This is a genomic window from Curtobacterium sp. WHRI 8282 (assembly GCF_040223925.2).
GTDB classification, from domain to species: domain Bacteria; phylum Actinomycetota; class Actinomycetes; order Actinomycetales; family Microbacteriaceae; genus Curtobacterium; species Curtobacterium flaccumfaciens.
On the sequence record NZ_JBEHCD020000002.1, the window covers coordinates 239201 to 251597 of the forward strand.

General features: G+C 71.1%; 12 protein-coding genes. 6 read left to right on the plus strand and 6 right to left on the minus strand.

Annotated features, from left to right (window positions below; all coding sequences use genetic code 11):
* Window positions 1–19: 19 nt before the first annotated feature.
* Window positions 20–895 (minus strand): DUF808 domain-containing protein, encoded by an 876-nt coding sequence (locus tag ABRP24_RS07505; protein WP_035807701.1) that lies wholly within the window; start codon window positions 893–895, stop codon window positions 20–22.
* Window positions 896–989: 94 nt separating this feature from the next.
* On the opposite strand from ABRP24_RS07505, the gene ABRP24_RS07510 reads away from it, so the two are divergent.
* Complete coding sequence (locus ABRP24_RS07510) at window positions 990–1259, plus strand: hypothetical protein (protein WP_071245932.1); 270 nt, start codon at window positions 990–992, stop codon at window positions 1257–1259.
* A gap of 19 nt (window positions 1260–1278) precedes the next feature.
* Here the strand turns inward: ABRP24_RS07510 and ABRP24_RS07515 are convergent, their stop codons facing one another.
* Complete coding sequence (locus ABRP24_RS07515; protein ID WP_349849812.1) at window positions 1279–1689, minus strand: VOC family protein; 411 nt, start codon at window positions 1687–1689, stop codon at window positions 1279–1281.
* 48 nt (window positions 1690–1737) lie between these two features.
* Entirely contained in the window at window positions 1738–2316 is a 579-nt protein-coding gene (locus tag ABRP24_RS07520; RefSeq protein WP_027464431.1) for a TetR family transcriptional regulator, read from the minus strand.
* Between the two features lie 69 nt (window positions 2317–2385).
* On the opposite strand from ABRP24_RS07520, the gene ABRP24_RS07525 reads away from it, so the two are divergent.
* The gene (locus tag ABRP24_RS07525) at window positions 2386–3144 is read left to right on the plus strand and encodes an SDR family NAD(P)-dependent oxidoreductase (protein ID WP_349849810.1); all 759 of its coding nucleotides are present in this window, start codon (window positions 2386–2388) and stop codon (window positions 3142–3144) included.
* A gap of 294 nt (window positions 3145–3438) precedes the next feature.
* Here the strand turns inward: ABRP24_RS07525 and ABRP24_RS07530 are convergent, their stop codons facing one another.
* Window positions 3439–4026, minus strand: coding sequence for a TetR/AcrR family transcriptional regulator (locus tag ABRP24_RS07530; protein ID WP_051596480.1), 588 nt, complete (start codon window positions 4024–4026; stop codon window positions 3439–3441).
* Between the two features lie 76 nt (window positions 4027–4102).
* A complete protein-coding gene (locus ABRP24_RS07535) occupies window positions 4103–6307 on the minus strand; it encodes an MDR family MFS transporter (RefSeq protein ID WP_349849807.1) in 2205 nt (734 codons plus the stop codon).
* Between the two features lie 96 nt (window positions 6308–6403).
* On the opposite strand from ABRP24_RS07535, the gene ABRP24_RS07540 reads away from it, so the two are divergent.
* The 3 genes from ABRP24_RS07540 to ABRP24_RS07550 all read left to right on the plus strand — a co-directional run bounded on the left by ABRP24_RS07540 (window position 6404) and on the right by ABRP24_RS07550 (window position 10428).
* Window positions 6404–6868, plus strand: a complete 465-nt coding sequence (locus ABRP24_RS07540; RefSeq protein ID WP_027464433.1) for a MarR family winged helix-turn-helix transcriptional regulator — start codon at window positions 6404–6406, stop codon at window positions 6866–6868.
* 91 nt (window positions 6869–6959) lie between these two features.
* On the plus strand, window positions 6960–8768 hold the full coding sequence (locus ABRP24_RS07545; RefSeq protein ID WP_349849805.1) for a DEAD/DEAH box helicase: 1809 nt from the start codon (window positions 6960–6962) through the stop codon (window positions 8766–8768).
* Window positions 8769–9087: 319 nt separating this feature from the next.
* Window positions 9088–10428 carry a fibronectin type III domain-containing protein gene (locus ABRP24_RS07550; protein ID WP_349849803.1) on the plus strand — a complete coding sequence of 447 codons (1341 nt, stop codon included), beginning with the start codon at window positions 9088–9090 and terminating at the stop codon, window positions 10426–10428.
* Between the two features lie 73 nt (window positions 10429–10501).
* Here ABRP24_RS07550 and ABRP24_RS07555 read toward each other — a convergent pair whose 3' ends face one another.
* Window positions 10502–11425, minus strand: a complete 924-nt coding sequence (locus tag ABRP24_RS07555; protein WP_349849801.1) for an NAD-dependent epimerase/dehydratase family protein — start codon at window positions 11423–11425, stop codon at window positions 10502–10504.
* 122 nt (window positions 11426–11547) lie between these two features.
* On the opposite strand from ABRP24_RS07555, the gene ABRP24_RS07560 reads away from it, so the two are divergent.
* Entirely contained in the window at window positions 11548–12324 is a 777-nt protein-coding gene (locus tag ABRP24_RS07560) for a TetR/AcrR family transcriptional regulator (protein ID WP_301601218.1), read from the plus strand.
* Window positions 12325–12397: the final 73 nt, after the last annotated feature.

Here is a 12397-nt window from a genome sequence, read left to right on the forward strand (position 1 = left end):
GAGCCTCGCCGCAGCCGCGTCAGTGCTGCTTGCCGCGCAGGCGGCCGATGCCCAGCACGATGCCGACGACGACCATGCCCAGTGCGAGGCCGACCACGGCCGACACGGCCGTGTCGGCGATCCAGACGACGACGGGGCCTGCGGCCTCGAGCGCGTGCTCGATCACGTGCAGCAGGTCGTACGGCCCGTGCCAGAAGGTCTCGGCGAGGTTCGCGATGACCAGGTGTCCACCGACCCACAGCATCGCGACCGTGCCGATGACGCTGATGACCCGGAAGACCATCGGCATCGCACGGACGATGCGGGCACCGATCCGGCGGGTGCGGCGGACGGAGTTCTTCATCATCTGCAGGCCGATGTCGTCGACCTTCACGAGCAGTGCCACGGCGCCGTAGACGACGGCGGTCATGACCAGACCGATCACGATCAGGGCGCCGAGCGTCGGCCAGAGCCCCAGGTCGGGGTCGAGGCCCGCCAGTGCGATGAGCATGATCTCGGTGCTCAGGATGAGGTCGGTGCGGATGGCGCCGAAGACGAGCTTCGGTTCGGTGACGGCCTCGTCGGAACCGCCCTCGTGGTGGACACCGAACCACTCGGTGACCTTCTCGGCGCCCTCGAAGCACAGGTACGTGCCGCCGAGCAGCAGCAGCCACGGCAGGACGCCGGGTGCGAAGGCCGTGAGCAGCAACGCCAGCGGGATGATGATGATGAACTTGTTGAACAGGCTGCCGAGGGCGATGCGCCCGACGACCGGGAGTTCACGAGCGGGCTCGAGACCCTGCACGTACTGGGGCGTGACGGCGGCGTCGTCGATCACGACCCCGGCGGTCTTCGCGCTGGCCTTGAGGGCTGCGGAGAGGATGTCGTCCACCACGGCGAGCAATCCGACTGACAATTCGTTCTCCACTCGTCTGACCTGTGACCGTGCACAGCGTAGTGGCCGCGGAGCATCCTGAACGCCAGCCACGGGGCGTCCGTAGGCTCGCGGCATGGCTGACTTCACCGCATCCCAGGCCGCCGTCGTCCGGATCGAGCGTTCCGAGCAGGGGCGCTGGGACCTCTCCGTCATCAGCGACGCCGGTGTCGCGATGGGGCACGGGGTGTACCTGTTCGACGCGGACCACGACGACGCCGAGGACGAGCAGGCCGCGGCCCTCGACTTCGTCCGCGACTACGGGTTCCGGTTCGAGCGCGACGCCGTGCAGGCCGACGGTCCCGACGCCTTCTGGGCACCGCTGCTGCCGTCCGACCAGCAGTAGGCGCTGCAGCGCGCGGGACTCAGCGCGCGGAGTCCTCGAACCCGATCAGCCAGGTGACCCCGTACGCGTCGCGGACGGTGCCGTCCCAGTCGCCCCACGGGCGCTGCTGCAGCGGGTCGACGACCGTGCCGCCCTCGGCGAGCTGGTCGAACCACCGACGCAGGACGTCCGGTTCCGCGGCGCCGAGCAGTGAGAAGAGCAGCCCCGTTGCCGAGAACGGGGTGTCGCCCTCGCTCGCGTCCGCGGCGAACAGCTGCAGCTCGCCGGTGAGCTGGCCGTGCGCGACGGCGTCGGCCGGACCGTCCGTGCGGGAGAAGTCCGCGTAGGTCGCGATCTGCACTTCGCCGCCGAACACCCGCTGCCAGTGCTCGAGGGCCTGCCTGGCGGTGCCGGCGAACTGGAAGTACGGCGCGGGTCCGGTCGTGTGCATGCCCGGCAAGGTACTCCGGCGTGCGGCGTGGAGGAACCCCGGGGCTCGTCAGTCGAGCAGCGCGAGTGCGCGCTCCAGGACGTCCTCCGGTCGTCCGTCGCCGTGCAGTGCCCACCAGGTGAGTGCGGCGCTCGCGGCGGCGGCCAGCGTGTGGGCGCGCACGGCGACGGCGAGGTCGTCGGCGGTGACCCCGTCCCGCTCGGCCACGTACCGCAGGATTTCGTCGGTCAGGGCCGTGACCGTGGCGGCGCCGACGTGCTCGAGCGACGGGTTCGCGCGGATGACCCGGAGTCGGTGTCGGGTGACCTCGACCGCGTCGTCCGGGAACGTCGCACCGATCCGGTAGGCCGCCCGGAGCGCCACCGCCGAGGGCTCGTCGGCCGGCCGTGACCGCAGGGCTTCGCGGAAGCGTGCGGCGAACTCGTCGAGACCGCCCCACACCAGCGCCGCCTTGTTCGGGAACAGTCGGAAGAGCGACCGGCGACTGACCCCGGCCGCCGCGGCGACGTCGTCCATCGACACGGCGTCGAAGCCCTGGTCGTCGAACAGCCGGAGTGCGACGAGGGACACGGCGTCGGGGTCGATGGTGCGTGGGCGCCCCGTCGGACGGTCGTTCGTCGAGCTCATGGAGACCTTTCGGCACTGAGTGCTATAACCGGGTGTGGCGCAGCGAGCGCCCCGCATCGAGGAGACCACATGACCGACACCACCGCCGGACGGTTCACCGGCAGGACCATCATCGTCACCGGAGCGGGTTCCGGTATCGGACGCGCCACGGCGACGCGCATCGCGAACGAGGGTGGCCGCGTCATCGCGACCGATGTCGTGGCCGAGCGGCTCGACGCACTCCGCACGGAGCTCGAGGGCTTCGCCGTGGAGACCGTCGTCGGTGACGTCGCCGCGAGCGAGACCATCGACGCACTCATCGCCGCCGCCGGCGACCGGGTGGACGGGCTCGCCAACGTCGCCGGCATCATGGACGCGTTCCTGCCGCCGGACGAGGTCGACGACGCCACCTGGGAGCGTGTCTTCAGCGTCAACGTCACGGGCCCGATGCGCCTGACCCGCGCCGTGCTGCCGCTGATGATCGCCGCCGGCAAGGGGTCGGTCGTGAACGTCGCGTCCGAGGCCGCGTTGAAGGCCTCGGCCGCCGGTGCTGCCTACACCTCGTCGAAGCACGCCATCGCCGGGTACACCAAGAGCGTCGCCTTCTTCCACGGGCCGCAGGGCATCCGGGCGAACGCCGTGGCGCCGGGTGCGGTCGCCACGAACATCGAGGCGCCGATGCGCAGCGAGTACGCGGCCCACCGGGTCGGTCCGATCATGCAGACCACCATCCCGCCGGTCGCCCAGCCCGAGCAGCTCGCCGCCGCCATCACCTGGCTGCTGAGCGACGACTCGGCGAACGTCAACGGCGCGGTGCTGCCGAGCGACGGTGGCTGGTCCGTCGTCTGACCCGTTGCTGCGGCACGAGACGCCGTCGTCACGTCGAGACGCCTCCGGAAACGGGGGCGTCTCGACGACTTCGCGGCGTCGGGCAGACACGACGGCGTGTTCGCCACCCGGCCACCTGACGGACGGGAGGCCCGTGGCGACACCGCCACGAGCCTCCAGTCCGTCTTCCGGCCACGTCGACGACGCGCGGTTCCTTCCCAGAGCACGTGCGCTGGAAAGCGGAATCGGGCGTACCGGGCAGGAAGTTCCTGCCCGGTACGCCCGATTCGACACGGCGAGCCGACGGCCGGCGGCTCAGGAGACGAGCGCCGCCATCTCCCGCACGACGGCGCGGAGCCGATCCGCGAGCTCGTCGTTGCTCCGCACGGTCTCGCGGTGCGCCACCTCGCTGAGCGCCGACATCACCAGGGTCACCGCGGTTCGGGCGGTCTGCGCGTCCGTGCGGGTGCCGACGACGCTGAGCAGGGACTGGCGCGACTCGGCCATCCACTGCATGACCATCGAGGACATCTCCGGCCGGAGCACGAGCAGCTCCTTCATGCGACGGCGGTCCTGCGAGAGCGGGACGGTGGCCGCGACCAGGGCGCACAGGTCGTCGACCAGGGCACCGTCGGCCTCGGCGAACCAGGCCGCTGAGCGCTCCGGGACCTCGACGGAGTCGAGCCCGAGCGCCGCGTGCGCCTTCGACGAGAAGTAGTTGAAGAAGGTGCGGGGGGAGACGTCGGCGTCGGCGCAGATCTGCTCGACCGTGACGCCGTCGAGTCCGTGCGCGGACACGAGCGTGAGCGCTGCGTCGTGCAGTGCCTGCCGGGTCTGCTGCTTCTTCCGTTCACGCAGCGTGCACGGCTCCGTTGCCGCAGCCGCTGCCGGGGTGGTGATCACGTGGACTCCTGCTGGGTTGGTGTGTGTGGGAGGGGCGCCCGCCCGGAAAGGGGGCACGGACGGACGCCCCGGTCGGTCACCGACGGTGCGTCGGCGTGGATCCGGTCGAACCCGAACCGGTCGAACCCGAACCGGTCGGCACGGACCCGGTCATCGGGCCCGTGAACGAGCCGGCCTCGGCTGCGGCGGCGCCCGCCTCGGCCTCGAGCTGTGCTTCGGCGGACATGTCGGCCTGCTCCTGCAGGGCGGACCGCTGGCGCAGCGGCGGCACCCGGAAGAACCAGGTCAGCACGAACGCGAGCAGGATGACGCCGAGACCGACCCAGTAGATCGTCACGGACGAGGCGTTGAAGCCCGCCATGAACGGCCGGGTCAGGCGGCTGTCGGCACCGGTCAGGAACGAGGTGTCGTTCGTGCTGGTGGCGCTGTCGCTCGTGGTGTTGCCGTCGTCGACCTTCTTTGCCAGCTCCGGGGTGAGCTCGTCGACCCAGTAGGAGCGCTGGTCGGCGTCCGCCCAGTCGACGGACACGGTGCCGTCCTGCACGCTGGCGTGCGCCTGTTCGGCGACCTGCTCGAGTGCCGACTGTTCGGCGGCCGGCGTGGCCGCGGCGACCTGCTGGTCGATGACGGTCTGCGCTGCTGCGGCGGGCACGGCACCGGCGGTGACCTGCTGCTGCACCGCCGCGGTGACCTGCTCGGTGACCGCGGCGTCGGCGGCCTGCTTCGCCTTCGCCGAGGCGGCGTCGAGCTGCGACTGCACGGTCTTCGTCAGCGGGGTGACGACGGGCGTCCAGATCTTGTCCATGGCGCCCTGGTTCGCCTTCGCGCTGGCGACGGTCGGGTTGAGCGCGGCGTCGAGCGCCGGACCGAGGTCCTTCTGGTTCGCGGTGGCGGTCAGGATGTTCGCAGGCATCACCGAGAACAGGATGGACAGCAGGACGGCGGTGCCGAGCGTGCCACCGATCTGGCGGAAGAACGTGGCGGACGACGTGGCGACGCCCATGTCACGGGCCTCGACGGAGCCCTGCGACGCCAGGGTCAGCGACTGCATGACCGAGCCGAGACCGAGACCGATGAGGAACATGCCGATCATCAGGAACCAGAGCGGCTTGTCGATCGACATGAACGTCAGGACGACGTAGCCGGCGGAGACGAGCGCGGTGCCGATGACCGGGAAGATCCGGTACCGGCCGACGCGGGCGACGATCTGCCCCGAGGTGATCGAGGCGATCATCAGACCACCGACGAGCGGCAGCGTCGCGAAGCCGGACTCGGTCGGGGTCAGTCCGACGACGATCTGCAGGTAGAGCGGGATGGTCAGCATCGCGCCGAACATCGCGAAGCCGACCAGGAAGCCGATGACGGTCGCCATCGAGAACGTGCCCGAGCGGAACAGCTTGAGCGGGATGATCGCCGCGTCGCCCATCTTCGACTCAATGAGCAGCAGGCCGATCAGGCCGACGACACCGACGACGTAGCAGGCGATGGCGGCGGGGGAGCCCCAGCCCCAGATGCGGCCCTGTTCGGCGACGAGCAGGAGCGGCACGAGGGTGACGATGACGGCGGTCGCGCCCCACCAGTCGACCTTCGGCTTCGCGTCGCCGGCGCCGTGCACCTTCGGCAGGTGCAGGAACACGATGACCATGAGGAGCGCCGCGACACCGATCGGCACGTTGATCAGGAGCACCCAGCGCCAGCCCGTGATCCACAGGATCTCGGAGGAACCGGCGAGCAGACCGCCGATGAGCGGGCCGATGACGGACGAGATGCCGAACACGGCGAGGAAGTACCCCTGGTACTTGGCACGCTCACGCGGGGCGAGGATGTCGCCCATGATCGCGAGCGGCAGCGACATCAGCGCGCCGGCACCGATGCCCTGCACCGCGCGGAAGGCGGCGAGCATGAGCATCGAGGTCGACATCGACGACAGGACGGCGCCGAGGATGAAGACGACGATGCCGAAGATGTACAGCGGACGGCGGCCGAAGATGTCGGAGAGCTTGCCGTAGATCGGCGTCGCGATCGTCGAGGTGATGAGGTACGCGGTCGTCACCCAGGCCTGCTGGTCGAGCCCGTGCAGGTCGTCGCCGATCGTGCGGATCGCCGTGCCGAACACCGTCTGGCCGAGCGAGGACAGGAACATGCCCGCCATCAGGCCGTAGATCACCAGGAGGATCTGACGGTGGGTCATCAGCGGCTGCTGGCCGGCGCCTCCGGAGGCCGCGGGGGCCTCGGCGGTGTGCCGACCGTGCTGCACCGGGACGGGTGCGGTGGCGGTCATCGAACTCCTTTTTCTGGCTGTGAAACTTTGCAGACCGCGCAACGATACATCTGTTGCTTCCGGCAAGCAACTAAATGTGCCCGCTACGCTGAGCCCGTGACCGACGACCGGCGTGCCGCCGAGCGACTCCTGCGATCCCAGCTCGACCGGCTGTGGGTCCGGCAGACCCTGCGCTCCTCGCTCATCGAGTCGCGGGGCGGCCTCGACCCGACGGCCCGCGTGATCCTGCGAGCCGTCGCCGGGCACGGGCCGGTCCGGGCGACCGCGATCGCCGACGCGACGGGGTTGTCGCGCCCGGTGATCAGCCGCCGGGTCGCCTCGCTGATCGAGGCCGAGCACCTGATCGGGTCGCCGGACCCCGCGGACGGCCGCGCCACGCTCGTCACGCTCGCCCCCGCCGGCCGACGACTGCTCGACGAGCTGGACGCCGCCGGCGCCGAGGTGTTCGACGACCTGACGGAGGAGTTCGCCTCCGACGAGCTGCGCTCGCTCGCCGAGATGCTGACGCGACTGAACGACCGGGCGGACGCGGTCCTGGGGATCGGCACCGCGCGCTCCTGACGCGACCAACAGGGCGGACAGGAGGCCCGTGGCGGCGTCGCCACGGGCCTCCCGTCCCTGCGGAGCGCGCATTCGAGATACCGTTGGTGGTATGAGCACGGACACCACCCCCACCACTGAGACCCTCGACGACGGGCCCGTGGTGACGTTCGCCGATCTCGGCCTGAGCGACGCTGTGCTCAAGGCCGTCAAGGACATCGGTTACGAGACCCCTTCCGCCATCCAGGAAGCCACCATCCCCACGCTCCTCGCCGGGCGCGACGTCGTCGGCCTGGCGCAGACCGGTACCGGCAAGACCGCGGCCTTCGCGCTGCCGATCCTGTCCCGCATGGAGTCCGGCAGCAAGAAGCCGCAGGCGCTCGTGCTGTCCCCGACGCGCGAGCTCGCCCTGCAGGTGTGCGAGGCGTTCGAGCAGTTCGCGTCCCACATGAAGAACGTCCACGTCCTGCCGGTCTACGGCGGCCAGGCCTACGGCGTGCAGCTCTCCGCCCTGCGCCGCGGCGTCGACGTGATCGTCGGCACCCCCGGTCGCATCATGGACCACCTGGCGAAGGGCACGCTCGACCTGTCCGAGCTGAAGTACCTGGTGCTCGACGAGGCCGACGAGATGCTCAAGATGGGCTTCGCCGAGGACGTCGAGACGATCCTCGCCGACACCCCCGACGACAAGCAGGTCGCGCTCTTCTCGGCGACCATGCCTGCGCAGATCCGCCGCATCTCGCAGCAGTACCTGACCGACCCGGCCGAGATCACCGTCAAGACCAAGACGAAGACCGCCGCGAACATCACGCAGCGCTACCTGATGGTCTCGTACCCGCAGAAGGTCGACGCGCTCACCCGCATCCTCGAGGTCGAGGACTTCGAGGGCATGATCATCTTCGTCCGCACCAAGAGCGAGACCGAGACCCTGGCCGAGAAGCTCCGTGCCCGCGGGTACGCCGCCGCCGCGATCAGCGGTGACGTCGCCCAGGCCCAGCGCGAGCGCACGGTCAACCAGCTGAAGTCGGGCAAGCTCGACATCCTGGTCGCCACCGACGTCGCCGCCCGTGGCCTCGACGTCGACCGCATCACGCACGTCGTGAACTTCGACATCCCGGTCGACATCGAGTCCTACGTGCACCGCATCGGCCGGACCGGTCGCGCCGGCCGCTCGGGCGACTCGATCAGCTTCGTCACCCCGCGTGAGCGTCGCCTGCTGTCCGCGATCGAGCGCCACACCAAGCAGCCGCTCACGCAGATGCAGCTGCCGACCATCGACGACGTCAACGAGACGCGTCTGACCCGCTTCGACGACGCCATCACCGCGGCGCTCGAGGACCAGGGCCGGATCGCCGCCTTCCGCGACGTCATCGCGCACTACGTCGAGCACCACGACGTCCCCTCGGACGACGTCGCCGCCGCCCTGGCCGTCGTGGCGCAGGGCGACTCGCCGCTGCTCCTCACCGCAGCCGACGACGCCCTCCGCAGCCAGATGGAGCGCGACGCCCGCCGCGGCGAGCGCGACGAGCGTGGTGCCCGCGACGACCGTGGCGGCCGCAACGACCGCGGCGACCGTGGTGGCGACCGCGACCGTGGTGACCGCGGCGACCGTGGCCCGCGCCGTTCGCAGCCGATGTCGCCGTACCGCATCGAGGTCGGCCGTCGTCACCGCGTCGAGCCGCGCCAGATCGTCGGTGCCCTGGCCAACGAGGGTGGCCTGCGTCGCGACGACTTCGGTGCGATCCAGATCCGTCCGGACTTCTCGATCGTCGAGCTGCCGGCCGACATGGACCCCGGTGTGCTCGACCGCCTGACCGACACCCGGATCAGCGGCAAGCTCATCGAGATCCGTGCGGACCGCCGTGGCGGTGGCCGCCGCGACGACCGCGACGACCGTCCGGAGCGCAAGCCGCGCTACTGAGACGCGCCGCGTCCGAGACGCGACCCCCTTCGGACGGGAGGCCCGGTGCCAGCGGGCACCGGGCCTCCCGTCCGTCGTCGGTGCGGGTCCCGGGCCCGCGAGACGCCGTCGTGTCGGTTCCGCGCCGCCGAGTCGGCGAGGCGCCGTCGGATTCGGCGGTGTCTCGGGAACACGACGGCGTCTGCCGGTACGGGCCCTTCGCATCTTGCGGTGCGGGGAACCGCAGATCCCGCCCGCAGGCGTTCCCCTGGAGTCCGCACGGTGCTGTGATGACCGGAGCCGTGACGCAGGGAGCCGCGGAGAAGGCAGGGGAACCATCGTGTACCGAGCACTCATCACCGCGGTCGCCGCCGCGGCGCTCGTCTTCGGAGGTGCGGTGCCGGCGACGGCGCACACCTCTCCGTCGGTGCCGGGAGCACCGACCGCTGTCCGCGTCACCGGCGACGCGGACAGTGCCACGCTGACGTGGCGCGGCCCGGACCGTGGCGCCAAGGTGACCGGCTGGAAGGTCGACGTCGACGCCGTCGCGAACCGGCACGACCACCAGGTCCACCGACTCCTCCCGCGCGCCCGCTCCGACCGCTTCGACGAGCTCTCGCCCGCGACCACCTACCGCTTCTCGGTGCGTGCCCTCGGCCACCGGGGGACCGGTCGCACGGTCACGCTGCGCTGGACGTCACCGTCGGTGCCCGAGCCGGAGACGGCGCAGTCGCTGTTCGCCCTCGACGGCAACGGTGCCGTCGTGCGGTTCGCGGACTCCGGCAGAGGGGCGAAGACCGTCGTCGCGACGCACGGCGAAGGCTTCGCCGCGAACGCCGACGGTGACGTGTTCACCCCGTCGGCGGACGGCAGCGAGATCCTGCGGGACCCGGCCGACGGCAGCGGGATCTCGATCATCGCGTCCGGCCTGCACCTGACCCCGGACCTGCGCTCCGACGCCGAGGGCAACCTGTACTGGGTGGACTCTGTGACCGGCGCGGTGCAGAAGCTGTCCGTCGGAACCTCGACCCCGAAGGTCGTGCTGGACCTGGGTGGCAAGGCCGTCGGGAGCGATGAGCGTTTCTGGACGGTCACCCCGGACGGCAAGGTCGTCGTGCTCGGCGGAACGGTCAGCCGGCCGTACGTCAAGGGCACCGGCATCGCCGCCCGCACGTTCACCGGGCCGGGCGGCTCGACCGTCGGCTACCCCGCCGGCGTGCTCGCGGACTCGCAGGGCAACGTCTACGTCGACATCCGCTCGCCCGGTGCCGCTGGGGCGTGGACCTGGTACCAGCTGAAGTTCGGGGCGACCGAACTGACGAAGATCGAACCGCGGAACGCGTTCGAGTACGCTGCCGCGAACGCGGACGGCTTCTCGCTCCTGCAGTCGGCGGAGTTCTGCCCCGCCCCGGCGGAGTACCCGACCAGCCCGACCGGTTGCAAGATCGACCGCGGCATCCCGGACAAGCTCGTGGTCGGCAGCGGTGGCACGTCCACCGTGCCGGTGACCGGGCTGACCGCCGGTTCGCGTGGCGAGCACCTGGGTGCCGCCTCCGTCGACGGGGACGTGTTCGTGTCCATCGACAGCGGCCCCTCGGTCGGGCTGTGGAAGGTCCCCGCCGCGGGTGGAGCTGCCCAGCAGCTCGACGCGGCGCAGTACTCGAGGCTGCTGGTGATCTGACCGGCGGTGCGAGGCGGAAGGGGGACAGGGCGCAACGGCGCGTCCTGTCCCCCTTCCGTGTGCGGTGCGTGGATCAGACCACGCCGGCGGCCGTGCGGCGGCAGACCTCGTCCCACGGGGTCGGTTCGATGCCGAAGCGTGCCCGGCTCTCGCGGTCGTCGACCACGTACGGCGCGGTCCACTGGTAGGTCAGGTCGGCCAGCTCACGCATCATCGGCGACACGAGTCCGCCGACGCGGAACAGGGCCGCGGGCATCCGGTGCACCGGCACCGCGGGCTTCCCCGCCGCCGTGAGGACGTCGGTGAGGGCCTGGCGCTGCGTCCGCGGGGCGTTGCTGGGCACCATCCACGTGCGACCGTGTGCGCCATGGTCCTCGGCAGCGGCGACGAGGGTGCGGGCGACGTCGAGCACGTCGGTGAAGGTGTGCGGCAGGTCCGTGTGGCCGACCATCGACACCGTCCGTCCCCGCAGTGCCGCCGGCAGCACGCGTGTGACGTGCCCGTTCGCGCCGATCCCGGGGCCGAGGTAGTCCGAGGCGCGGACCTCGACGACCCGGACACGGCCGGCGTCGTGCGCGGCGAGGGCATCGGCCCACAGGGTCGCGCGGAGCACCCCCTTGTGGTCGGTGGCAGCGTCCGGCAGTCCCTCGTGCATCGGCCCGTCCACCGGGCCGTACGGGTACAGGTTCCCGGTGATGGCGTAGGTGGCCCCGGTGCGTTCGGCCGCGGTGAGCAGTGCTGCGGCGAGCGGGGGCCAGGTGCGCTCCCACTGCGTGTAGTCGCCGGGGTTCGCGCAGTTGTGGAGGACGGCTGCTCCCTCGGCGGCGCGGGAGAGGGCATCGGCATCGGAGGCGTCGAGCGCGACGTGCTCGACCCCGGCGATGCCCGAGCTGCGACCGGAGCGGGAGACGACGGTGACGCGGTCGCCCCGGATGGTCAACAGTTCTGCGACGTGCCGGCCGACGGGGCCGGCACCGACGACGAGGTGATGGGTCATGGTCTCCTGCTTCCTGGGTGCGAGAGCACCGCTCTCGGAACCGAGCATGACGGCTCTTCGACGCGAAAGCAAGAGCAGTGCTCTCCTTTGTGTGCGCTGCTCTCCCGTGCCAGGATCATCGGATGGCACCCACCGCCCGAGCACTCGCACGGCAGACGGTCACCGCGGAGATCCTGGCCGCAGCACGAACCCGCCTGACCGATCACGGTCCTGCTGCACTCAGCCTGCGTGCCGTCGCCCGTGACGTCGGGATGGTCTCGTCGGCCGTGTACCGGTACTTCCCGAGCCGCGACGACCTGCTGACGGCCCTGCTCATCACCGACTACGACGAGCTCGGCGCCGCGGTCGAGGCCGCCGGTGCCGCGGCCGGACCGGCCCCCGGTGCGCGCTGGGTGGCGATGTGCCGGGCGATCCGGGACTGGTCCATCGCGCACCCGGGGGACTTCGCGCTGCTGTTCGGTTCGCCCGTGCCCGGCTACGCGGCGCCCCGGGAGACCGTCGTGCCCGCGACGCGGACGACGCTGGCGCTGGTTCGGGTGGTCGCGGACGCCGTCGGGTCCGGTGCGCCAGGTGTGTCCGGTGCGCCTGGCGCGTCGGGCTCGTCCGTCACGTCGACGCCGGCGGCGGCCGGGAGGCCCGGATCACCCACCGCTCCTCCGGCGGCTCCCGGGGTGGCCGGTCCCGCCGTCGCGGACGGGGTCGCCACCCTGCGCTCGTTCGGCATCACCCTGCCCGACGAGGTCCTCGTCCGCACCCTGATGGCCTGGACGACGGTGTTCGGGACGATCTCGTTCGAGCTCTTCGGACACTTCGTCGGTTCCGTGTCCGACCCGGCCGCCTACTTCGACCAGGTCATCGTGCGTCTGGCGGATGACCTGGGGTTCACCGCCACGTTCTGACGCGCGTGCTGTCCCCAGATCGGGTGCGCTGCCTGACAGAGCACCCGCCCGTGCGGTAGACAGGTCGTCACGC

Coding starts and splice junctions, on each gene's coding strand:
- ABRP24_RS07510 (WP_071245932.1), top strand. CDS start 990: ATGGCTGACTTCACCGCATCCCAGGCCGCCGTCGTCCGGATCGAGCGT.
- ABRP24_RS07515 (WP_349849812.1), bottom strand. CDS start 1,689: ATGCACACGACCGGACCCGCGCCGTACTTCCAGTTCGCCGGCACCGCC.
- ABRP24_RS07520 (WP_027464431.1), bottom strand. CDS start 2,316: ATGAGCTCGACGAACGACCGTCCGACGGGGCGCCCACGCACCATCGAC.
- ABRP24_RS07525 (WP_349849810.1), top strand. CDS start 2,386: ATGACCGACACCACCGCCGGACGGTTCACCGGCAGGACCATCATCGTC.
- ABRP24_RS07535 (WP_349849807.1), bottom strand. CDS start 6,307: ATGACCGCCACCGCACCCGTCCCGGTGCAGCACGGTCGGCACACCGCC.
- ABRP24_RS07545 (WP_349849805.1), top strand. CDS start 6,960: ATGAGCACGGACACCACCCCCACCACTGAGACCCTCGACGACGGGCCC.
- ABRP24_RS07555 (WP_349849801.1), bottom strand. CDS start 11,425: ATGACCCATCACCTCGTCGTCGGTGCCGGCCCCGTCGGCCGGCACGTC.
- ABRP24_RS07560 (WP_301601218.1), top strand. CDS start 11,548: ATGGCACCCACCGCCCGAGCACTCGCACGGCAGACGGTCACCGCGGAG.